Origin of the sequence: Pantoea dispersa, assembly GCF_019890955.1 — a bacterium.
GTDB lineage: Bacteria > Pseudomonadota > Gammaproteobacteria > Enterobacterales > Enterobacteriaceae > Pantoea > Pantoea dispersa.
Genome location: NZ_CP082346.1, coordinates 2,631,505 through 2,651,991 on the forward strand (window position 1 = coordinate 2,631,505; position 20,487 = coordinate 2,651,991).

18 protein-coding genes are annotated in these 20,487 nt (G+C 59.0%); 8 read left to right on the forward strand and 10 right to left on the reverse strand.

The genetic code is table 11. The features are described from left to right. Positions 1 to 21 precede the first annotated feature (21 nt). Positions 22 to 393: an inner membrane protein YbjM gene (ybjM, locus tag K7H94_RS12290; RefSeq protein ID WP_021508386.1), complete on the reverse strand. Its 372-nt coding sequence runs from the start codon at positions 391 to 393 to the stop codon at positions 22 to 24. A gap of 260 nt (positions 394 to 653) precedes the next feature. Between ybjM and K7H94_RS12295 the strand changes: the two genes are divergently transcribed. The 3 genes from K7H94_RS12295 (at position 654) to ybjG (ending at position 3,892) form a co-directional block, all read left to right on the forward strand. Then, the gene (locus K7H94_RS12295) at positions 654 to 2,342 is read left to right on the forward strand and encodes an aspartate:alanine antiporter (RefSeq protein WP_021508387.1); all 1,689 of its coding nucleotides are present in this window, start codon (positions 654 to 656) and stop codon (positions 2,340 to 2,342) included. Positions 2,343 to 2,544: 202 nt separating this feature from the next. Next, entirely contained in the window at positions 2,545 to 3,300 is a 756-nt protein-coding gene (locus K7H94_RS12300) for a phosphatase PAP2 family protein (RefSeq protein WP_222951119.1), read from the forward strand. Then, positions 3,287 to 3,892: an undecaprenyl-diphosphate phosphatase gene (gene ybjG / locus K7H94_RS12305; RefSeq protein WP_021508389.1), complete on the forward strand. Its 606-nt coding sequence runs from the start codon at positions 3,287 to 3,289 to the stop codon at positions 3,890 to 3,892. Before K7H94_RS12300 ends, ybjG begins: the two co-directional genes overlap by 14 nt. A gap of 48 nt (positions 3,893 to 3,940) precedes the next feature. Here the strand turns inward: ybjG and K7H94_RS12310 are convergent, their stop codons facing one another. Next, positions 3,941 to 5,146 (reverse strand): serine hydrolase, encoded by a 1,206-nt coding sequence (locus K7H94_RS12310; RefSeq protein ID WP_222951120.1) that lies wholly within the window; start codon positions 5,144 to 5,146, stop codon positions 3,941 to 3,943. A gap of 274 nt (positions 5,147 to 5,420) precedes the next feature. Between K7H94_RS12310 and K7H94_RS12315 the strand changes: the two genes are divergently transcribed. Then, positions 5,421 to 6,077, forward strand: coding sequence for an HAD family hydrolase (locus K7H94_RS12315; RefSeq protein WP_021508391.1), 657 nt, complete (start codon positions 5,421 to 5,423; stop codon positions 6,075 to 6,077). 1 nt (position 6,078) lies between these two features. Here the strand turns inward: K7H94_RS12315 and K7H94_RS12320 are convergent, their stop codons facing one another. Both K7H94_RS12320 and K7H94_RS12325 read right to left on the reverse strand, forming a co-directional pair. Beyond that, positions 6,079 to 7,212 carry a PQQ-dependent sugar dehydrogenase gene (locus K7H94_RS12320; protein ID WP_104092752.1) on the reverse strand — a complete coding sequence of 378 codons (1,134 nt, stop codon included), beginning with the start codon at positions 7,210 to 7,212 and terminating at the stop codon, positions 6,079 to 6,081. Between the two features lie 113 nt (positions 7,213 to 7,325). Further along, complete coding sequence (locus K7H94_RS12325) at positions 7,326 to 7,961, reverse strand: carbonic anhydrase (RefSeq protein WP_021508393.1); 636 nt, start codon at positions 7,959 to 7,961, stop codon at positions 7,326 to 7,328. A 307-nt stretch (positions 7,962 to 8,268) separates the two neighbouring features. Between K7H94_RS12325 and rimO the strand changes: the two genes are divergently transcribed. After that, complete coding sequence (gene rimO / locus K7H94_RS12330) at positions 8,269 to 9,594, forward strand: 30S ribosomal protein S12 methylthiotransferase RimO (protein WP_021508396.1); 1,326 nt, start codon at positions 8,269 to 8,271, stop codon at positions 9,592 to 9,594. Here the strand turns inward: rimO and K7H94_RS12335 are convergent. Then, positions 9,591 to 10,040: a DUF4385 domain-containing protein gene (locus K7H94_RS12335; protein ID WP_021508397.1), complete on the reverse strand. Its 450-nt coding sequence runs from the start codon at positions 10,038 to 10,040 to the stop codon at positions 9,591 to 9,593. The two genes, rimO and K7H94_RS12335, sit on opposite strands and share 4 nt — an antisense overlap. 116 nt (positions 10,041 to 10,156) lie before the next feature. Here K7H94_RS12335 and K7H94_RS12340 point away from each other — a divergent pair, with 116 nt between their 5' ends. Continuing rightward, complete coding sequence (locus K7H94_RS12340) at positions 10,157 to 11,824, forward strand: methyl-accepting chemotaxis protein (protein WP_058775348.1); 1,668 nt, start codon at positions 10,157 to 10,159, stop codon at positions 11,822 to 11,824. A 127-nt stretch (positions 11,825 to 11,951) separates the two neighbouring features. Here the strand turns inward: K7H94_RS12340 and gsiD are convergent, their stop codons facing one another. From gsiD to K7H94_RS12365, 5 genes are all read right to left on the reverse strand, one after another. After that, positions 11,952 to 12,857 carry a glutathione ABC transporter permease GsiD gene (gene gsiD, locus K7H94_RS12345; protein WP_058757796.1) on the reverse strand — a complete coding sequence of 302 codons (906 nt, stop codon included), beginning with the start codon at positions 12,855 to 12,857 and terminating at the stop codon, positions 11,952 to 11,954. 10 nt (positions 12,858 to 12,867) lie between these two features. After that, positions 12,868 to 13,788, reverse strand: a complete 921-nt coding sequence (gene gsiC / locus K7H94_RS12350; protein ID WP_058769519.1) for a glutathione ABC transporter permease GsiC — start codon at positions 13,786 to 13,788, stop codon at positions 12,868 to 12,870. A 49-nt stretch (positions 13,789 to 13,837) separates the two neighbouring features. Next, entirely contained in the window at positions 13,838 to 15,373 is a 1,536-nt protein-coding gene (gene gsiB / locus K7H94_RS12355; protein WP_058757797.1) for a glutathione ABC transporter substrate-binding protein GsiB, read from the reverse strand. A 64-nt stretch (positions 15,374 to 15,437) separates the two neighbouring features. Then, positions 15,438 to 17,294 carry a glutathione ABC transporter ATP-binding protein GsiA gene (gene gsiA / locus K7H94_RS12360; RefSeq protein ID WP_058757798.1) on the reverse strand — a complete coding sequence of 619 codons (1,857 nt, stop codon included), beginning with the start codon at positions 17,292 to 17,294 and terminating at the stop codon, positions 15,438 to 15,440. Between the two features lie 9 nt (positions 17,295 to 17,303). After that, positions 17,304 to 18,263 (reverse strand): isoaspartyl peptidase/L-asparaginase family protein, encoded by a 960-nt coding sequence (locus K7H94_RS12365; RefSeq protein ID WP_058757799.1) that lies wholly within the window; start codon positions 18,261 to 18,263, stop codon positions 17,304 to 17,306. Between the two features lie 227 nt (positions 18,264 to 18,490). On the opposite strand from K7H94_RS12365, the gene moeA reads away from it, so the two are divergent. Continuing rightward, the gene (gene moeA, locus K7H94_RS12370) at positions 18,491 to 19,726 is read left to right on the forward strand and encodes a molybdopterin molybdotransferase MoeA (protein ID WP_275934817.1); all 1,236 of its coding nucleotides are present in this window, start codon (positions 18,491 to 18,493) and stop codon (positions 19,724 to 19,726) included. Beyond that, entirely contained in the window at positions 19,726 to 20,487 is a 762-nt protein-coding gene (gene moeB, locus K7H94_RS12375) for a molybdopterin-synthase adenylyltransferase MoeB (RefSeq protein WP_222951121.1), read from the forward strand. The genes moeA and moeB overlap by 1 nt, the downstream gene beginning before the upstream one ends.

The window sequence follows — 20,487 nt, forward strand, 5'->3', positions numbered from 1 at the left end:
GCGGGCCCGCCTTCGCTTCACTCAACTGGTGCGCATCGCCAGCATAATGCGCAACAGGCGCACCAGCAGCGCACCGCACCCCGCCCAGAATAGAGCACTCAGGCTCCACGCCGTCACCAGCAGCAAGCTGTGCGTCATCGGCATCACCAGCCACACCCACATCATGCCCAGCAGCGTCCCGCCCAGCGCGATCCACAGTGTGCCGATCAGCGGACTGTCCGGCTGCAGCAGCGCCATCACGATGCCCGGCAGCAGAAACAGCAGCAGTTCCGGCTGTCCACGCACCGCCTGCGTCGCGGCGGCGGACCAAAAATGATGTGCAAAAATAAACACCAGCGTATAAAGCATCACGCCCAGAACCGATGCTGGCCAGCGATTATTGCGCTGCAACATACCTCTCCTCAACTTTGACGTTAACAATATTGAAACTTTTAACTGCCCTGATGCGCTTACGTGGAAATAAAAAGAAACAGCTGAAGGCAGAAGGAATGAAAACTGCTGATAGCTGAGGGTGTTAATTATGATTAGAATGGCGCCGCTTTATGTGGGTCACAGATTAAGAACATTCGGTGACCGGGCCGTGCGCTGCCGTCACAAGATAGCGAAAAAATCCCCTCCCATCAACCCGTTACAGGTAAATAAGAAGTTAAACCGTGAACATTAACGTCGCAGAATTGTTAAGCGGAAATGACGTTCTGTTATTATTTGTCGTATTAGCCCTCGGCCTGTGCCTGGGTAAATTACGCCTTGGCTCCGTACAACTCGGTAATTCTATTGGTGTGCTGGTGGTTTCGCTGATTCTGGGTCAGCAACACTTCGCGATAAATACTGACGCCTTAAGTCTGGGCTTTATGCTGTTTATTTTTTGTGTCGGGGTGGAAGCCGGTCCCAACTTTTTCTCCATCTTTTTCCGCGACGGTAAGAACTATTTCTTTCTGGCGATCGTCATGGTGGTCAGCGCCCTGCTGATTGCGCTGACGCTCGGCAAACTTTTTGGCTGGGATATCGGCCTCACCGCCGGCATGCTGGCCGGCTCGATGACCTCAACGCCGGTGCTGGTGGGCGCAGGCGATACGCTGCGGCAAAGCATCAGCGACACGCAGCTGCTGGGTCGCATGCAGGATAACCTCAGCCTGGGTTACGCCCTCACCTATCTGATTGGGCTGGTCAGCCTGATTTTTGGCGCACGCTACCTGCCGCGCCTGCAGCATCAGGATTTGCCGACCTGCGCCCAGCAAATCGCGCGCGAGCGCGGTCTGGATGCGGACAGCCAGCGTAAAGTGTTCCTGCCGGTAATTCGCGCCTACCGCGTTGGTCCGGAGCTGGTTGAGTGGAGCGGCGGCAAAAACCTGCGTGAGCTGGGGATTCACCGTCAGACCGGCTGCTACATTGAGCGCCTGCGGCGTAACGGCATTCTGGCCAGTCCGGACGGTGATGCAGTTTTGCAGCTCGGCGACGAAATTTCTCTGGTCGGCTATCCGGATGCCCATGCGCGTCTCGACGCCAGTTTCCGTAATGGTAAAGAGGTGTTCGATCGCGATCTGCTCGACATGCGCATCGTCACCGAAGAGATCGTGGTGAAAAACCACAACGCGGTGAATAAACGCCTGAGCCATTTAAAACTGACCGATCATGGCTGCTTCCTCAACCGGGTGATCCGCAGCCAGATTGAGATGCCGATCGACGACAGCATTATGCTCAACAAAGGCGATGTGCTGCAGGTGAGCGGCGAAGCGCGCCGGGTGAAAAGCCTGGCCGATCGCATCGGCTTCATTGCTATTCACAGCCAGATGACCGATCTGCTGGCGTTCTGCGCCTTCTTTATCATCGGCCTGATGATCGGCATGATCACTTTCCAGTTCAGCAACTTCAGTTTTGGCCTGGGCAACGCCGCCGGCCTGCTGTTTGCCGGCATCATGCTCGGCTTTCTGCGCGCCAACCACCCGACGTTCGGCTACATCCCGCAGGGCGCACTGACCATGGTGAAAGAGTTTGGCCTGATGGTGTTTATGGCCGGGGTTGGCCTGAGCGCCGGCAGCGGGCTGCAGCACGGTCTCGGCAGTGCGGGCGCGCTGATGCTGCTGAGCGGCCTGCTGGTGAGTCTGTTACCGGTGGTGATTTGCTATCTGTTCGGCGCTTACGTGCTACGCATGAACCGCGCGCTGCTGTTTGGTGCCATCATGGGCGCGCGCACCTGCGCACCGGCCATGGAGATCATCAGCGATACCGCGCGCAGCAGCATTCCGGCGCTCGGCTATGCCGGCACCTACGCCATTGCCAACGTCTTGCTGACGCTGGCGGGGACGCTGATCGTCATCATCTGGCCGCTTTTGCCTGTTTAAAAATATTTTTACACGCGTCAGAACTAATCGGACGCGATGCAGTCTGAATAAGTGCCACTGCTTTTCTTTGAAATCCCCAAATTGAGGAGCCCGTTAGCCTTCTGCTAGCGGGTTTTTTTATGCCTGCTACGCGCCCCCCTTAAGGTTTCCCTAAGCGTGATTTGCCACCCTGTCACTCTGGTTTCGCTATTTGCAAATATTCATGCAACTTTCATCAAAGTTAAACACTCCAACAACCCGCAGTGAGATTCGGAGCGCGGCTATTTATTCTCTGTCCGCACGCTTCTACGCTATCAACCTTATTTTGCTGGCAATTATGGCGCTGGCGTTTCTGTGGTGGTCGCGCCACGAAAGCCTCGACATCGCCATCAGCCAGCGCTGGTTTGATCCGCTCACCCGGCGTTTTCCGTGGCAGCACAACCGCTGGCTGGATCTGATTAACCATCGGCTGATGAAGGATGTGATTATCGCTGGCGCGGTGCTGCTATTACTGCGCGGTCTGCTACAGCGCGACGCCCGGCGTGTGCTGGTGGCCCTGCTGTTTGGCATGGGGCCGCTGGTGGTAGGCATGCTGAAGGCGCACAGCGCGCACTCCTGTCCGTGGGATCTGGCGCTGTTCGGCGGCAACGCCGCGAGCTTTCCGCTGCTGGCGGCGGTACCGGCCAACAGTGGCCCCGGCCAGTGCTTTCCGGGCGGCCATGCTTCCAGCGGCTTTGCGCTGATGGCGCTGTTTTTTTTGTGGTGGCCGGAGCGTCCACGCCGCGCGCTGCTGGCGCTGGCAATGGGTATCGCCTGTGGCCTGCTGATGGGCTATGGCCAGGTGATGCGTGGTGCGCACTTTTTCTCCCACAATTTGTGGGCGGGCTGGTGGGTGTGGCTCAGCCAGCTGCTGATTTTTGCCGCAATTTCTTTTTGGGTAAACAAGACGAGGACGAGGAAACGTGATGGAAGCTCTTAACCACACCCTCTTTTTATGGATTAACGCCACGCCGGATTCACCCGCGTGGCTGCTCAGCCTGGCGACCTTTATCGCCAAAGATGTGATTGCTATTGTACCGTTGCTGATTGTCGCCCTGTGGCTGTGGGGACCGCGCGATCAGCTACAGTCGCAGCGCGCGCTGGTGCTGAAAACCGGCATGGCGCTGATTTATGCGCTGAGCATCTCCTGGTGCGTGGGCCAGCTGCTGCCACACCCGCGCCCGTTCGCCATTGGCTTCGGTCATCAGTTCCTGTCACATGCCGCTGATGACTCCTATCCCAGCGATCACGGCACCACGATTTTTACCTTCGCGCTGGCGTTTATTTTCTGGCACCGTCTGTGGTCCGGCGTGGTTTTGCTGGCGATTGGCAGCGCTATTGCCTGGTCACGCGTGTATCTCGGCGTGCACTGGCCGCTGGATATGCTGGGCGGTTTTCTGGTGGGGTTGCTTGGCTGTCTGGCTTCGCATCTGGCGTGGCAGCTGTACGGTCAGCGCATGCTGGCGCTGACGCATCAACTCTACCGCGCCCTGTTCGCGATGCCGATTAAAAAAGGCTGGGTTCGCGGGTAAACTCAGCCGGCAGGCGGGTTAGCCACGGGCTGACCCGCCGCCCTGAGATTAACTGAACCATTTACCGAACCAGCCGTTGAATTTCATCATAATGAAATCCCAGATGCGGCCAATAAAGCCGGCTTCCGGAACATCCTCAATCGCCACCAGCGGACGCTGCTCAATAGTTTTGCCATCCAGCTGGAAATCGATAGTGCCCACCACCTGATTCTTTTTCAGCGGCGCTTCCAGCTGCGGTGCGTTGAGGGTAAAGCTGGCTTTGAGATTTTTCATCTGCCCTTTCGGGATAGTGATCGCCGCATCCTTCGCCACGCCGAGGTTGACCTGGCTGTGTTCGCCAAACCACACGCGCTGCTGAGCAAACGGTTTATCCGCTTTAATAGGCGTAACGGTTTCATAGAAACGGAAGCCCCACGTCAGCAGCTTCTCACTCTCGCGGAAGCGAATTGCATCGGTCTGCGCGCCCAGTACCACCGAAATCAGGCGCATATCGCCGTCCACCGCTGAAGCAACCAGATTGTTGCCCGCCCCCGAGGTATGTCCGGTTTTGATGCCGTCAACCTTGAGGTTGCTGCTCCACAGCAGGCGGTTGCGGTTCATCTGTTTGATATTATTAAAGGTAAATTCTTTTTCGCTGTTCAGCGCATACTCTTCCGGCACATCAGCAATCAGGCGCTGGCCGATAATCGCCATGTCGCGTGCAGTGCTGTACTGGCCTTCGGCGTCCAGACCGTGCACCGTCATGAAGTGGGTGTTTTGTAGGCCAAAGGCTTTAACGTAATTGTTCATCAGGCCAATAAAGGCATCCTGACTGCCGGCGACATAGTCCGCCAGCGCGATACAGGCATCATTCCCCGACTGGATCACCACGCCCTTATTCAGTTCCGAGACCGGGATGCGATCGCCCGGCTTGAGGAACATCAGCGACGACCCGCGCAGTTTAGGATTGCCGGTGGCCCAGGCATCCTGGCCGATGGTCACCATGTCGTTACTGGTGATTTTGCCGGATTTCAGCGCCTGGCCGACCACGTAGCTGGTCATCATTTTGGTCAGACTGGCGGGATCAAGACGCTGGTCGGCATTGGACTCTGCCAGCACTTTGCCGCTGCTGTAGTCCATCAGAATCCAGGCCTTTGCCTCAATCTGCGGTGCCGCCGGTGCCTGCTCGGCCTGAGTGGTGACAGGGACGAAAAGCAACAATAATGAACTGGCCGCCAGTGGCCGCCAGACTGAAGTCAGGGATGTTTTTCTCATGAGCGTGACCCAATTGTCCTTGTAAAATCACGGATTTGTGCAGGTAAGACATGTCTTACCAAACGCTAACGGTTCACGCCGGTGAAAAAAACCGCCAAACCGTAAAGTTTTTTAGAGTTTGTTAGAGTAACCCTGGCATTAAGGCCGCTGCGCTGCCAGTGCGCGGGCGTCAGGGCAGAGGAAAAATTGCGAGAAATTCCGAATTTTCGCAGAACAGTTAAGCCAGTCACAAAATTCCGCTAACCTGATGCCAGTCAGCCCGAGGAGAATCATGATGGACTTAGCCGTTTTCGATCTGGATGAAACCCTGATTTGTGAAGACAGCACCAGCCTCTGGCTGCGCTGGCTGGTTTCGCAGGGGTTTGCACCGGAAGAGATCATTCGTCAGGAGCAGGCGCTGATGGCGCAATACCACGCCGGCAGCCTGTCGATTGAAGAGTACATGCGCACCACGCTCTCACCGCTCACCGGCATGGCGACGCTCACCGTCGCAGGCTGGGTGCGGCGCTTTATTCATCGCGATATCCTGCCGCGCGTCTTTCCCGCCGCGCGCGAACGCATTCAGTGGCATCAGCAGCGTGGCGACACGGTAATGATTATTACCGCCAGCGGCGATCACCTCGCCGTGCCGATTGCGGAACGGCTGGGCGTACACGGCGCGCTGGCGATTGGCGTGGAAGTGGTCGATGAACGCTACAGCGGTGAGATTTACGGCACCGCCACTTACCGTGAAGGCAAAGTTTCACGACTCAGCGACTGGCGAGCGCTGCAGCAGGATCGACGCTTTGAGCGCACCTGGGCGTACAGCGATTCGATGAACGATCTGCCGCTGCTGTCGCATGCCGATCATGCATGGGTGATTAACCCGGATGCGCTGCTGCAGCAGGAAGCGCAGCAGCGCGGCTGGCAGGTGTGTAACTGGGTGCGCTGATTCAACCGCGCGCGGCGCTGGCGGCCTCCGCCAGCCCGACTTTCAGCAGCTTGCCATTGGCCTCATCGGTCAGCACATACAGATAACCATCCGGTCCCTGACGAACATCGCGGATGCGTTCGCCACGGTCGCCCAGCAGCCGCTGCGCCTCTTCGACTTTCTCGCCGTTAACGCGCAGACGGATCAGACTTTTATCTTTCAGCGCACCGATAAACAGCGAGTTTTTCCACTGGGGAAAGCGCGCGCTATTGTAAAACGCCATGCCGCTGATGGCCGGCGATTGCTGCCAGTAAAACAGCGGTTGCTCAGTGCCGGCAACGGCGCTGCCCTGCGCTTCCGGCACTTTCTGCCCGCTGTAATCAATGCCGTATGTCGCCAGCGGCCAGCCATAATTTTTGCCCTTCGCCGCCAGGTTCACCTCATCGCCGCCGCGCGGGCCGTGTTCACTCTCCCACATCTGCTGCGTCCATGGATTGAGCGCCAGCCCCTGCGGGTTGCGTACGCCGTAAGACCAGATCTCCGCGCGTGCGCCCTGACGATGGTTAAACGGATTATCCGCCGGCACCTTGCCGTCCTGCGTCAGACGGACAATCTTGCCCGACAGTTTGTCCAGTTGCTGCGCGCTGCGGCTGGCAAAGTTATCGCCGAACGCGATGTACAGATAGCCCTGGCGATCAAACGCCAGCCGCGTGCCGATGTTGGCACCGCCGGAGAGTTTCGGCGTTTGCTCCAGCACCACCTTAAAATCCTGCAGCTGACGGAGATCTGCGCTGAGCGTGCCGTAACCCACCACGCCGCCCGCGCGGCCGGTGTCATCGGCGGTGGTATAACTGAGCCACACCCGACGGCTTTGCGCGAAGTCCGGCGCCAGCACCACATCCAGCAGACCGCCCTGGCGGTTGGCCCACACGTTGGGTACGCCGCTAATCGGCTGCGATAGCCCCCGGCCCGGCTGCCAGCTGCGCAGCTGTCCGGAACGTTCGGTAATCAGCAGGGTTTGCTGGTCGGGCAGAAACGCCACTGACCACGGATGATCGAGCTTGTCCTGTAACACCTGCACCTGGACATCAGCCGCCAGCGCGGTAAAGGAACCGCTGAGCGCGCCAGCCAGCAGCGCAACACGCCATAAACGCATGGGATTCTCCTTTTCACAGTCTGCCGTTAAGGGTAGTCAGCCAGTAAGAAAGGATATGCAGGATTTACAAAACATTAAGCCCGGCGCAGTGGCCGGGCTTGTAGCAGGCAGGATTATTCGAAGCAGGTTTCCGGGTTTTCCGACAGTGAAATGAAGGATTCACCGCCTTTGGTCAGGGCAATAATGCCGCCGCTTTCAATATCATAAACCCAGCCGTGCAGGCGCAGCTTGCCTTTGCGCAGCGCGACCGAAACGGAAGGATGCGTTTTGATATTGTTGAGCTGGGCAATCACGTTCTCTTTCACCATTTCGTTGAGGCGTTTCTCAACCGATTCGTAGTTGCGCTCTTCCACCACCGCTTTTGCCGCATTGGCGTAGTGCAGCCAGTGATCAACCGCCGGCATGCTCTCGAGATCGGCGTTGGACGCAATCGCATTCATCGCACCACAGTTGGAGTGACCACAAATAATAATCTCGGTTACGCCCAGCGCGACCACCGCATACTCGATGGTTGCTGACACGCCACCCGGCTCCGGACCAAACGGCGGGACGATATTACCGGCGTTACGGATCACAAACAGCTGGCCCGGCTCCGACTGTGTCACCAGCTCTGGCACCAGACGGCTATCCGAACAGGAGATGAATAAAGCTTTAGGATTCTGGTTGGACGCCAGACTCTTGAAAAGATCCTTCCTTTCAGGAAACACATTCTGTTGAAAATTCAGAAAACCTTTGACGATCTCTTGCATTTGTCTGCTCTCACATTATCCACTTCAGCCCCGGCAGAGAGAAACTCACCGCTGGCGCGCTTTAAAATTCTGTAATGTCGATAATAACTTACAATTACCAACCCGATATTTAAGCAAAATCGACCCGCTTGCACAACCCGGATGTCCGCCACCCAGTGACTATTGAGCGTGGGTTACCCTCAGCAAGCATAGCGTTAACATCAATTTTTGCCGCCAATCAGATTCTCACGCAGCCTATACATTTTCCCCGTCAACCTCTGTACAATCGCGCTCCTGTCCACCTTAATTATGATGAATTTTTATCCTTATGAGCCATGTCAAAAATCCGCCGCGTGTAGGCTTCGTCTCTCTCGGCTGCCCAAAAAACCTCGTTGACTCTGAACGCATCCTGACGGAGCTGCGGACAGAAGGCTACGACGTGGTGCCACGCTACGATGATGCGGAGATCGTCATCGTTAACACTTGTGGATTTATTGACAGTGCCGTACAGGAATCACTGGAAGCGATTGGTGAAGCGCTGAACGAGAACGGCAAAGTGATCGTCACCGGCTGCCTCGGCGCCAAAGTGGATCAGATCCGCGAAGTGCATCCGAAAGTGCTGGAGATCACCGGCCCGCACAGCTACGAGCAGGTGCTGTCGCACGTGCACACTTACGTGCCAAAACCCGAGCACAACCCGTTCCTCAGCCTGGTGCCGGAACAGGGCGTGAAGCTGACGCCGCGCCACTACGCTTACCTGAAAATTTCCGAAGGCTGTAACCATCGCTGCACTTTCTGCATCATCCCGTCAATGCGTGGCGATCTGGACAGCCGTCCGATTGGCGCAGTACTCGATGAAGCTAAACGTCTGGTGGAAGCCGGCGTAAAAGAGCTGCTGGTGATCTCGCAGGACACCTCCGCGTACGGCGTCGATGTTAAACACCGCACCGGTTTCTGGAACGGTTCGCCGGTGAAAACCAGCATGGTCAGCCTGTGTGAGCAGCTGGCGAAACTCGGCGTCTGGGTGCGTCTGCACTACGTTTATCCGTATCCGCACGTGGATGATGTGATCCCGCTGATGGCCGAAGGCAAAATCCTGCCTTACCTCGATATTCCACTGCAGCACGCCAGTCCGCGTATCCTGAAGCTGATGAAGCGTCCGGGCGCGGTTGAGCGCACGCTGGAGCGCATCAAACGCTGGCGTGAAATCTGTCCGGAGCTGACGCTGCGTTCCACCTTCATCGTGGGTTTCCCGGGCGAAACCGAAGAAGATTTCCAGATGCTGCTCGACTTCCTGCGTGAAGCGCGCCTCGATCGCGTTGGCTGCTTCCAGTACAGCCCGGTTGAAGGCGCCACGGCTAACCAGCTGCCGGATCAGGTTCCGGACGACGTCAAGCAGGCGCGTTTTGACCGCTTCATGCAGTTGCAGCAGCAGATCTCCGCAGAGCGTCTGCAGGAGAAAATCGGTCGCGAGATTCTGGTGATCATTGATGAAGTGGATGAAGAAGGCGCGGTCGGCCGCAGCATGGCCGACGCCCCGGAAATCGACGGTGCGGTCTATCTGAATGGCGATCGCCAGGTGAAGGTCGGCGAGGTGGTGCGGGTCAAAGTCGAACACGCCGACGAATACGACCTGTGGGGCACGCGCGTTTAACCGTACTTTTGCTGGTGCGCTTTTTTGCGCGCCAGATAATCGTTATCGGCGCGCAGCCGGTCCCAGCACGCTTTGAACACGGCCGCCGCAGCGGCCTTTTCTTTTTCTACCGTCCGCGGCAGCTCTTTGCCGTCAGCACCGTATTTCCGTCCGCCCTGATGATTGCTATAGCGGCGCGCGCGGGTGTAGCCCATCTGAATAAATTTGCGCGCCATATCCATACCGACAAAATCATCCTGTGCGCGATACGCCTCGAACAGCTGCATGATTTTTTCTGATGACTGCTGCGCCAGCTCGACGGTGCGAAAGCGCCAGTGCGGCAGAATTTCGCTCTTATAAGGTTCCACCATCAGCACCCCCTGCTCGCCGCGCCCGACCTGATACAGCTCCGGATGCTGACGGAAGTCGAGCTGTTTAAAATCCTGCTGGTAATTGAAGGGTTTCATCCCCTGGCCTCCTGTCCGTAACCATTACTGCGGTGAATTATTTCGCTGCCGCACTTTAGTGATGCTTTTTTCCACCGATAACATAACTACCGGCTCATTTGCTAAGAGATGCTCACATGTTCAACAAGATGAAAATTGTGACCGCCATTGTGGTTATTCTGGTGGTATTCACAGCCATGCAGGCCATATCCGGCTCGCTCTTTTTCTCCTCGCTGCGCGCGGGGCAACATAATTTCACCGCCAGCAATCAGTTGTCTCATCAGCAGCGCGAGCTGGGCGACGGCTGGCAAACGCTGGTGAAAACTCGCGTCACCATCAACCGCGTGGCGATCCGTATTCTGAAAAATCAGACCGACGAGCAGTCGCTGGCGGCGATCAACAAGCTGCTGCTGGCAGCCGGTGCCTCGCTGGAAGCGGCGCAGCAGCACTTCAATCAGTATAGAAGCTATCCGCGCATCGACGGCCAGAGTGCGTCGACCGCCGATCTGATCGACAATAAATTCAAAGCGTTTGCCGCGCTGCTGCAGCAGTCCGCCGTGTTTCTGAAAGCCAATAACTACGCGGCCTACGGCAACCTCGATGCGCAGCAGGCGCAGGATGAACTGGAACAGGCTTATCAGCAGTGGCGCGATGAAAACATGCAGCTGATCAATCAGCGCAGCCTGCAAAATGACAGCAACTATCAGCAGGTGCTAATAATGATTGCCGTCATCGCGCTGGTGGTGGTGCTGATGGTGGCGGCGGTATGGACGCTGGTACGCCGCGTGCTGCTGGCACCGATGCAGCAGGTGCAGCAGCAGATCGAGCGATTTGCCGAAGGCGATTTGTCAGCCAGCCTGCAGGTGGCAGGCCGCAGTGAAATGGCGGCCATTGCCGCCAGCCTGAATCATATGCAGCAGGCGCTGCTTGGTACCATTAATAACGTGCGCGACAGCGCGGATGCCATTTTTGGCAGCGCCAGCGCCATCGCCAACGGTAATAACGATCTCTCGGCGCGGACCGAACAGCAGGCTGCCTCACTGGAAGAGACCGCCGCCAGCATGGAACAGCTGACCGCGACCGTGAAGCAGAATGCTGACAACGCGCGTCAGGCCACGCAGCTGGCGAAAACCGCGTCGGACACCGCCGACAAAGGCGGTAACGTGGTGGAAGGCGTGGTGAAAACCATGCGCGACATTGCGGACAGCTCGAAGAAAATCGCCGACATTACCAGCGTCATCGACGGTATCGCTTTCCAGACCAACATTCTGGCGCTCAACGCCGCGGTAGAAGCGGCGCGTGCCGGTGAGCAGGGGCGCGGCTTTGCAGTGGTGGCGGGCGAAGTGCGCAACCTGGCCCAGCGCAGCGCGCAGGCGGCGAAAGAGATCAAACTGCTGATTGAAAACTCCGTGCAGCGCGTGGACCTCGGTTCGCAGCAGGTCAGCAGCGCTGGCGATACCATGCAGGAGATTGTCAGCGCGGTGACGCGCGTCACCGATATCATGGGTGAGATTGCCTCGGCTTCCGATGAGCAGAGCCGCGGTATCGACCAGATTGGCCAGGCGGTGAATGAGATGGATCGCGTGACGCAGCAGAACGCCACGCTGGTGCAGGAATCGGCCAGCGCCTCGGCATCGCTGGAGCAGCAGGCCAGCCGGCTGTCATCGGCGGTGGCACGGTTCAACACCGGCGCCCGCCCGCCTGCTGCGGTAACCGAGCGGGTGGTGAAACCGGTGCTGCCCGCCCCGACCCGCGCTCTGCCCGCGGCGGTGAGCCACGGTAACGATAACTGGGAAACGTTTTGATGCGCTGAAGTGTTAATAAAATCAATGGATTGAACAAAAGTCATACGCCAGGCATTGCAGTTATCGTAGCGGCGCAATTTATTGCGCGATGAATCGCGCCGCTACAACTGCAATGCGGTGTTCACCCTCAGCTCTTCAGTTTCGGGTCCAGCGCGTCGCGCAGGCCGTCGCCCAGCAGATTGAACGCCAGCACGGTGAGAAAAATCGCCAGGCTGGGGAAGATCGCCACGTGCGGCGCAATCACCATATCGGCGCGCGCTTCGTTGAGCATCGCGCCCCACTCCGGCGTCGGCGGCTGCGCGCCCAGGCCGAGAAAGGACAGGCTGGCGGCGGTGATGATCGAGGTACCGATACGCATGGTGAAATAGACCACAATCGACGATACCGTACCGGGCAAAATGTGACGCATGATAATGGTCCAGTCGGAGGCACCAATACTGCGCGCCGACTCGATATAGGTCTGATGTTTCAGCACCAGCGTATTGCCACGCACCAGACGGGCAAATGCCGGAATACTGAAAATCGCCACCGCCACAATCACATTGCTCATGCCGCTGCCCATGATCGCCACCACCGCGATCGCCAGCAGGATGCCGGGAAACGCAAACAACACATCGCAGATGCGCATGGTGATGCGATCCCACCAGCCTTCGTAATAGCCCGCCAGCAGCCCCAGCACGGTGCCGATCACCGTGCCAATCGCCACCGAGAAGAAGCCAGCGATCAGCGAAATGCGCGTGCCGACCAGCACCCGACTGAAGATATCGCGTCCAAGTGAATCGACGCCAAACAGATGCATCCACGACGGACCTTCGTTGAGCCGGTCGTAGTCAAAATAGTTTTCCGCATCAAACGGGGCGATCCACGGGGCGATAAACGCCACCACAATCAGCAGCAGTACAAATGCGCCCGCCAGCAGCGCCACATGCTGACGGCGAAAGCGCCGCCAGAATTCACGCCACGGCGTGCGAACCCGGTTTTCCGTCATCAGCGGCAGGGATTTCAATGCCGCCTCGCGTCGCCAGTTCTTCAATTGCGACTCCTTACCTGTAGCGAATAGCCGGGTTGATCGCCGCGTAAAGCATATCGACGATCAGGTTAATCAGAATGAACTCCAGCGAGAATAGCAGCACCTCGGCCTGAATCACCGGGTAATCGCGCATCTCCACCGAATCCACCAGCAGACGGCCCAGTCCGGGCCAGTTAAACACCACTTCCACCACAATCGAGCCGCCGAGCAGAAAGCCGAACTGCAGCCCCATCATGGTGACCACCGGAATCATGGCATTGCGCAGCCCGTGTTTGACCACCACCAGCGATTCGCGCACCCCTTTGGCCCGTGCGGTGCGCATATAATCTTCCTGCATCACCTCAACGAACGAAGCGCGGGTAAAGCGCGCCATCACCGCGGCCACGGCGGCACCGAGCGTAATCGACGGCAGAATGTAGTGCTGCCAGCTGTCGGCGCCCACCGTCGGCAACCAGCCGAGCTCCACCGAAAAGACCTGCATCAGCAGCATACCCAGCGCAAACGCCGGAAAGGAGATGCCGGAAACCGCCAGCGTCATGCCGATGCGGTCCGGCCAGCGATTGCGCCATACCGCCGAAACGATGCCGATCGCCATGCCAAACAGCACCGCCCACACCATGCTGCTCAGCGTCAGCCACAGAGTAGGAAAAAAGCGCGCGGCAATTTCGGCAGAGACCGGCCGCTTTGACACCATCGACTGACCAAAATCACCCTGCAAAGCATTGAGGATAAAGTGCCAGAATTGCTGAATCAGCGGCTGATCGAGCCCCAGCTCCTGACGCACCAGCGCCACCACTGAGGCATCCGCTTCCGGTCCGGCAATCAGGCGCGCCGGGTCGCCCGGCAGCAGATGCACGAACAGGAACACCAGCACTGCGACAATCAGCAGCGTGGGAATCAGCCCGAGCAGGCGTTTAAGAAAATAGTTGAGCATGCGAAATCCCGCGCAGCATCGGCCAGCCCCGTAAGGCTGGCCGCGTCTGTTACTTCAGATCCGCCTCATCAAAATTGAATGAGGTATCGGGCATGACGTAAAAACCGGTCAGGTTTTTATTGTTCGCAGACAGCAGCTGCTCCACCACCAGCGGAATCCACGGGTGATCGTTCCAGATGCGGTCCTGCGCGTCTTTATACAGTCTGGCTTTCTGGTCGCGATCGGTGGTCTTCAGCGCATCCGCCAGGTCTTTATCCACCTGCGGGTTGCTGTAGAACGCGGTGTTGAAGATAGCCGGTGGCCACGAGCTGGTGGCGAACAGCGGCGTCAGCGCCCAGTCGGCTTCGCCGGTGGAGGCTGACCAGCCGGTGTAGAACATGCGCACCCCGCTCTCTTTCTGCCCTTTACTCTCCACTTCCGCCGCGCGCTGGCCGGCATCCATCGCCGTGACTTTCACCTTCACACCCACCTGCGCCAGCTGCTGCTGGGTGAACTGCAGCACTTTCTGCGCGGTGCTGTGGTTATGCGATGACCACAGCGTGGTTTCGAAACCATTCGGGTAGCCCGCTTCCTTCAGCAACTCGCGCGCTTTGGCCGGATCGTATTTGATGGCCGGATAGCTCTGGGCAAAATCAATGCGCGGCGGCACGATGCCGGTGGCTGGCGTGGCGTAACCGGCAAAGGCCACTTTAGCCAGCGCCTGGCGATTGATGGCGTACTCCAGCGCTTCGCGCACTTTCGGGTTATCGAACGGCTTTTGCGTCACGTTGAGGCTGATGTAACGCTGCATGATCGATGGTGTGGTCACCACATCCAGCTTGCTATTGCCCTGCAACAGTTTGGCCTGCTCTAACGGCACCGGGAAGGCAAAGCTGGCCTCACCGGTTTGCAGCATGGCCGCGCGGGTGTTGTTATCCACCACCGGACGCCAGGTAATGCTGTCGAGTTTTGGATAGCCCGGCTTCCAGTAGCCCGACCACTTTTTCACTTTGACAAAGTCGGTCTGGTTCCAGGTGTCAAAGGTATAAGGTCCGGTGCCTACCGGATGGAAACCGATGTCCTTGCCATATTTTTTCAGCGCGGTTGGCGAGATCATCACCGCAGCCGGGTGCGCCAGATTGTTGATAAACGCTGAGAACGGCTGCTTCAGGGTAATTTTCACCGTGGACGGATCGACCACTTCGGTGGTGGCGATATATTTAAACAGGTTATAGCGCTTAAGATGGTTGTCCGGATTGCTGGCGCGGTCGAGGTTGACCTTCACCGCTTCGGCATTGAAATCCGTGCCATCCTGGAATTTCACGCCCGGACGCAGTTTGATGGTGTAAGTCAGCCCATCGCTACTGGCCTGATAGCTTTCGGCCAGTACGTTGACCAGCTTCATGTCTTTATCGAAGCCGAACAGGCCCTGATAGAAAGACTTGGCCACCGCCTGCGACAGCGTGTCGTTGGCGTCGTACGGATCCAGCGTGGTGAAGGTCGACGCCACGGCAATCACCGCATCTTTGGCCGCCCAGGCGGGCAGCGCCAGCGCCGAACTCAACAACCCGGCAGTGATAACCCCTTTTCGCATGATATGGTGCATCGTTATCGTTCTCCTGTAGTCCCTGTCTTGCGCGCCCTGCACAGAGGGCGCGGTTGGTTGCTGCTCAGGCGCCGCTAATGGCATGGCGGGCGACAAAATGGCCCGGCGCCACTTCCAGTAACGGTGCCACTTCCGGCTCATCACCCAGCGGGCGAATCGGGCTGGGGATCTCATCGACCATCAGCGCCCGCTCGCGGTGCCGATGCGCCGGATCGGCCACCGGCACCGCGGCCATCAGTTTTTTGGTATAAGGATGGCGCGGCTGTTCGAACACCGCCTGACGCGGTCCCATCTCCACAATCTGTCCGAGATACATCACCGCCACGCGATGGCTGATGCGCTCCACCACCGCCATGTCGTGCGAAATAAACAGGAAGGCGATGCCAAATTCACGCTGTAAATCCAGCATCAGATTGATGATCTGCGCCTGGATCGACACATCCAGCGCGGAGACGGATTCGTCGGCGATCACCACTTTAGGATTGAGTGCCAGCGCGCGTGCGATGCAGATACGCTGGCGCTGACCGCCAGAAAATTCGTGCGGGTAGCGCTGCGCGTGTTCAGGCAGCAGACCAACACGTTCCAGCAGCCAGGCGACGCGTTTCTCTGCCTGCGCGCGCCCCATGCTGCGGTGCACCAGCAGCGGCTCCATAATCGAAAAGCCGACGGTAAGGCGCGGATCGAGCGACGCATACGGATCCTGAAAGATAAACTGAATATCGCGGCGCAGCGTGGCCAGTGCCCTGCCCTGCAGCGCATCAATGCGCTGGCCGTCAAAGGTGATGCTGCCGCCCTGGCTGGCGACCAGCCGCAGCAGCGAGCGTCCGGTGGTGGATTTACCGCAGCCGGACTCGCCCACCAGCGCGAGGGTTTCGCCTGCATAAAGATCGAAACTGACTTTTTCCACCGCGTGGACGCGACGCTTAACCCGATTGAGCAGCCCGCCGCGAATATCAAAACGCGTAACCAGATCGCGCACCTGTAAAATCGGCGGACGATCGTGACGCACGGTATCCTGCGGCGTGCTGGCCTCTTCGCGGCCGTTGGTATGCAGCAGCGGAAACTTCGCCGGCAGCGGCTGGCCGCTCATCGCCCCGAGTTTTGGCACGGCCGCCAGCAGCGCACGGGTATACGGCTGCTGCGGCGCATCGAACAGCTGCTGCACCGGCGCGCGCTCAACCACATCGCCGCGATACATCACCTGCACGCGGTCGGCCATCTCCGCCACCACGCCCATATCGTGCGTGATAAAGATGACGCCCATCTGCATCTCTTTTTGCAGCACGCGAATCAGCTGCAGAATCTGCGCCTGGATGGTGACGTCCAGCGCGGTGGTCGGCTCATCGGCAATCAGCAGCGCTGGCTTGCACGACAGCGCCATGGCGATCATCACGCGCTGGCGCATACCGCCGGAGAGCTGATGCGGATAGCGCGACAGCACATTGTGCGCTTCCGGAATGCGCACCAGATCCAGCATGCGTCGCGCTTCGGCCTGCGCCTGCTGGTGACTTTTCCCCTGATGCAAACGAATAGATTCGGCGATCTGTTCACCGACGGTAAACACCGGATTCAGCGAGGTCATCGGCTCCTGAAAGATCATCGCCATGTCCGCACCGCGCACCCGGCGCATCTGGCTGGTGGACGCACGCATCACATCCAGCACCTCGCCGTTGCGCCGTCGCAGCAGGATTTCACCGCTGACCGCGCCGCCGGCCTGTGCAATCAGACGCATCAGCGCCAGCGACGTCACCGATTTGCCCGAGCCCGATTCGCCCACCAGCGCCAGCGTTTCTCCGCGATGCAGATCGAGCGAAAGCTGCCGCACGGCGTCCGTCACGCGCCCTTCATGCTCAAAGCGCACACAGAGATCGCGTACCGCCAACACCTGCTGCGGCGCAAACTGCTGCTGTAGATCCGTCATGCCTGCTCCTTAGCTGTCGCGGTAAATCGCCACCTCAACCTCGCCGCCCACATAAGCGAATCCGCGGTACATGCCTTCGCTGTTAAACGGCAGCGCCACGTTGCCGTGGGCATCAACGGCAATCAGCCCCCCGCTGCCCTCCAGCTCCTGCACTTTGTCATGAATTACACTGGCGGTGGCCTGTTGCAGCGAACGACCGCCATATTCCATCTGCGCTGAGACATCGTAAGCCGCCAGCGTACGAATAAACACTTCGCCGGTACCGGTACAGGAGACCGCCACGGTGGCGTTGTTGGCATAGCAGCCGGCGCCCGCCAGCGGTGAATCGCCGACGCGGCCCGCCTGCTTGTTGGTCATGCCGCCGGTGGAGGTGGCGGCCGCCAGATTACCCTGCAAATCGAGCGCCACCGCACCCACCGTGCCAAATTTGCGATCCGGGTCCAGCGGATCGCTCCCCTGCGCCGCGCCATCATGATCCAGCAGCATTTGTTCGCTGCCCAGCGCGCGCTGTAGCTGCTCCCAGCGTTCTGGCGTCGAGAAGAAATCAGGCTCGACCGGCGTCAGCCCCTGTTGCGCGGCAAAGGCTTCCGCCCCGCTGCCAATAAAGAGCACGTGCGGACTGGCTTCCAGCACTTTACGCGCGGCAAGAATCGGATTGCGGATACGGCTGACGCCAGCGACGGCGCCGATATCCAGCGTACGGCCATCCATCAGGCTGGCATCCAGTTCATGGGTGCCCTGATGGGTGAACACGGCCCCTCTGCCGGCATTGAACAGCGGGCACTCTTCCAGCAGCCGTACCGCTTCGGTCACGGCATCCAGCGCGCTACCGCCGCTGGCCAGAATCTGCTGGCCGGCGCTGACAATCGCGGCCAGCTGCTGACGATAGTACTGCTCTTTTTCGGCGCTCATTGCCGCACGCGTAATCGCGCCGGCGCCGCCGTGAATTGCGATAACTGCTTTAGCCATAACCGTTACCCTGTCAAGGAATCAGAGCCAAAAACACTGATTTAGAATGGTTTTCATCTTTTTTTGGCAATTTTCGACTATAGAAAGCCCCTCCCTGCTTGTAAAGCAGAAAGTGTATCAGCGGTCATAACCTTTTAATGTGGATTATGCTTTTTTGTCGCATGTGACTCAGCGGACAAATGCCACCATAATAGGCAGCATTCGCCTTTAACCCGACAGAGATGGACATGGAACCTTTTACCGCCGGACTGATTTCCCTTGAAGACGCGCAGCAGAAAATGCTGCAGCAGCTGCAACCGATTAGCGATTGCCTGAGCGTCGCGCTGGCCGATGCCGCCGGGCTCATTACCGCGAAGCCGGTGATTTCGCCGCTGGACGTGCCGCCGTTCGATAACTCCGCGATGGACGGCTACGCGCTGCGCCTGAGCGACCTGTCCGCTGACCGCGTGTTGCCGGTAGCGGGCAAAGCGTTTGCCGGCGCCCCGTTTCATGGCGAGTGGCCAGCCGGCAGCGTGATTCGCATCATGACCGGCGCACCCGTCCCCGCCGGCTGCGACGCCGTGGTGATGCAGGAGCAAACCGAATCGCGTGACGGCGGCATTGTCATCACCGCGCCAGTGCGTGCCGGACAAAATATTCGCCGCATCGGGGAAGATATTCAGGCCGGTAAGCAGGTACTGGATGCCGGCGTGCGGCTTGGTGCGGCGGAGCTGCCGCTGCTGGCGTCGCTGGGTATTGCGGAGGTCAGCGTGCTGCGTAAGCTGCGCGTGGCTATTTTCTCCACTGGTGACGAACTGCAGGCGGTGGGCCAGCCGCTGGCTGAAGGCCAGATTTATGACACCAACCGATTCACCGTGGCGCTGATGCTGCGCAAACTTGGCTGCGAGGTGATCGACCTTGGCGTGATCGCTGACGATCCCGCGAAGCTGCGCCAGGCCTTCAGCGAAGCCGACCGCCAGGCCGATGTGGTGATCAGCACCGGCGGCGTGTCAGTGGGCGAGGCGGATTTCACCAAAGCGATGCTCGAAGAGCTGGGCGCGATTACCTTCTGGAAACTGGCGATCAAGCCCGGCAAGCCGTTTGCCTTTGGCCGTCTGGCCAACAGCTGGTTCTGCGGGTTGCCGGGCAATCCGGTGTCGGCGGCCGTGACCTTCTATCAGCTGGTGCAGCCGCTGCTGGCCACGCTGACCGGCCAGACCACGCGCATCATGCCGCTGCGCCAGCGCGCGCGCGCAACGCAGCGTCTGAAGAAAGCACCGGGCCGGCTCGATTTTCAGCGCGGCATCCTCAGTCGCGGCGATGATGGTGTACTGGAAGTGCGCAGCACCGGTGCGCAGGGCTCGCACGTGTTCAGTTCCTTTGCGCTGGCCGACTGCTTTATTGTGCTGGAGCGCGATCGTGGTGACGTTGAGCCGGGCGAATGGGTTGATGTCGAGGCCTTCAACAGCCTGCTGGAGGGCTAATGCACACAGAGCTGAGCGATGAAGAGATGCTGCGCTACAACCGGCAGATTGTGCTGCGCGGCTTCGATTTCGACGGCCAGGAACGGCTGAAAGCCTCACGGGTACTTATCGTTGGCCTGGGCGGACTGGGCTGTGCTGCCGCGCCCTATCTTGCCGCCGCCGGCGTCGGTCATCTGACGCTGCTGGATTTCGATCGTGTCAGCCTGAGTAATCTGCAGCGCCAGATTCTGCACAGCGATGCGCGCATCGGCATGGCAAAAGTCGCCTCGGCCCGTCAGCAGCTGGCGGCGCTCAATCCACACTGCACGCTGGAGGCGATCGATGCGCAGCTGGATGAAGCCGCGCTCGGCGAACTGATTGCGCGTCACGATGCGGTGCTGGACTGCAGCGACAATGTCACCACGCGCGAACAGGTGAACCGCGGATGTTTTCAGCATCGGGTGCCGCTGATCTCCGGCGCCGCCATCCGCATGGAAGGCCAGCTCAGCGTATTCACCTGGCAGCCCGGCGAGCCCTGCTACCGCTGCATCAGCCGTCTGTTCGGCGAGCAGACGCTGAGCTGTGTCGAAGCCGGCGTGATGGCTCCGCTGGTCGGCGTGGTAGGTGCGATGCAGGCGATGGAAACGCTGAAGGTGCTGAGCGCCTTTGGCCAGTCGGCCAGCGCGCGACTGCTGATGTACGATGCGATGAGCGCCGAGTTTCGCAGCCTGAAAGTGGCGCAGGATGCGCAGTGTGAAGTGTGTGGCAAGCGTGAGGAATAA

Coding starts and splice junctions, on each gene's coding strand:
- ybjM (WP_021508386.1), bottom strand. CDS start 393: ATGTTGCAGCGCAATAATCGCTGGCCAGCATCGGTTCTGGGCGTGATG.
- K7H94_RS12300 (WP_222951119.1), top strand. CDS start 2,545: ATGCAACTTTCATCAAAGTTAAACACTCCAACAACCCGCAGTGAGATT.
- ybjG (WP_021508389.1), top strand. CDS start 3,287: ATGGAAGCTCTTAACCACACCCTCTTTTTATGGATTAACGCCACGCCG.
- K7H94_RS12310 (WP_222951120.1), bottom strand. CDS start 5,146: ATGAGAAAAACATCCCTGACTTCAGTCTGGCGGCCACTGGCGGCCAGT.
- K7H94_RS12315 (WP_021508391.1), top strand. CDS start 5,421: ATGGACTTAGCCGTTTTCGATCTGGATGAAACCCTGATTTGTGAAGAC.
- K7H94_RS12320 (WP_104092752.1), bottom strand. CDS start 7,212: ATGCGTTTATGGCGTGTTGCGCTGCTGGCTGGCGCGCTCAGCGGTTCC.
- K7H94_RS12325 (WP_021508393.1), bottom strand. CDS start 7,961: ATGCAAGAGATCGTCAAAGGTTTTCTGAATTTTCAACAGAATGTGTTT.
- rimO (WP_021508396.1), top strand. CDS start 8,269: ATGAGCCATGTCAAAAATCCGCCGCGTGTAGGCTTCGTCTCTCTCGGC.
- K7H94_RS12335 (WP_021508397.1), bottom strand. CDS start 10,040: ATGAAACCCTTCAATTACCAGCAGGATTTTAAACAGCTCGACTTCCGT.
- K7H94_RS12340 (WP_058775348.1), top strand. CDS start 10,157: ATGTTCAACAAGATGAAAATTGTGACCGCCATTGTGGTTATTCTGGTG.
- gsiC (WP_058769519.1), bottom strand. CDS start 13,788: ATGCTCAACTATTTTCTTAAACGCCTGCTCGGGCTGATTCCCACGCTG.
- gsiB (WP_058757797.1), bottom strand. CDS start 15,373: ATGCACCATATCATGCGAAAAGGGGTTATCACTGCCGGGTTGTTGAGT.
- gsiA (WP_058757798.1), bottom strand. CDS start 17,294: ATGACGGATCTACAGCAGCAGTTTGCGCCGCAGCAGGTGTTGGCGGTA.
- K7H94_RS12365 (WP_058757799.1), bottom strand. CDS start 18,263: ATGGCTAAAGCAGTTATCGCAATTCACGGCGGCGCCGGCGCGATTACG.
- moeA (WP_275934817.1), top strand. CDS start 18,491: ATGGAACCTTTTACCGCCGGACTGATTTCCCTTGAAGACGCGCAGCAG.
- moeB (WP_222951121.1), top strand. CDS start 19,726: ATGCACACAGAGCTGAGCGATGAAGAGATGCTGCGCTACAACCGGCAG.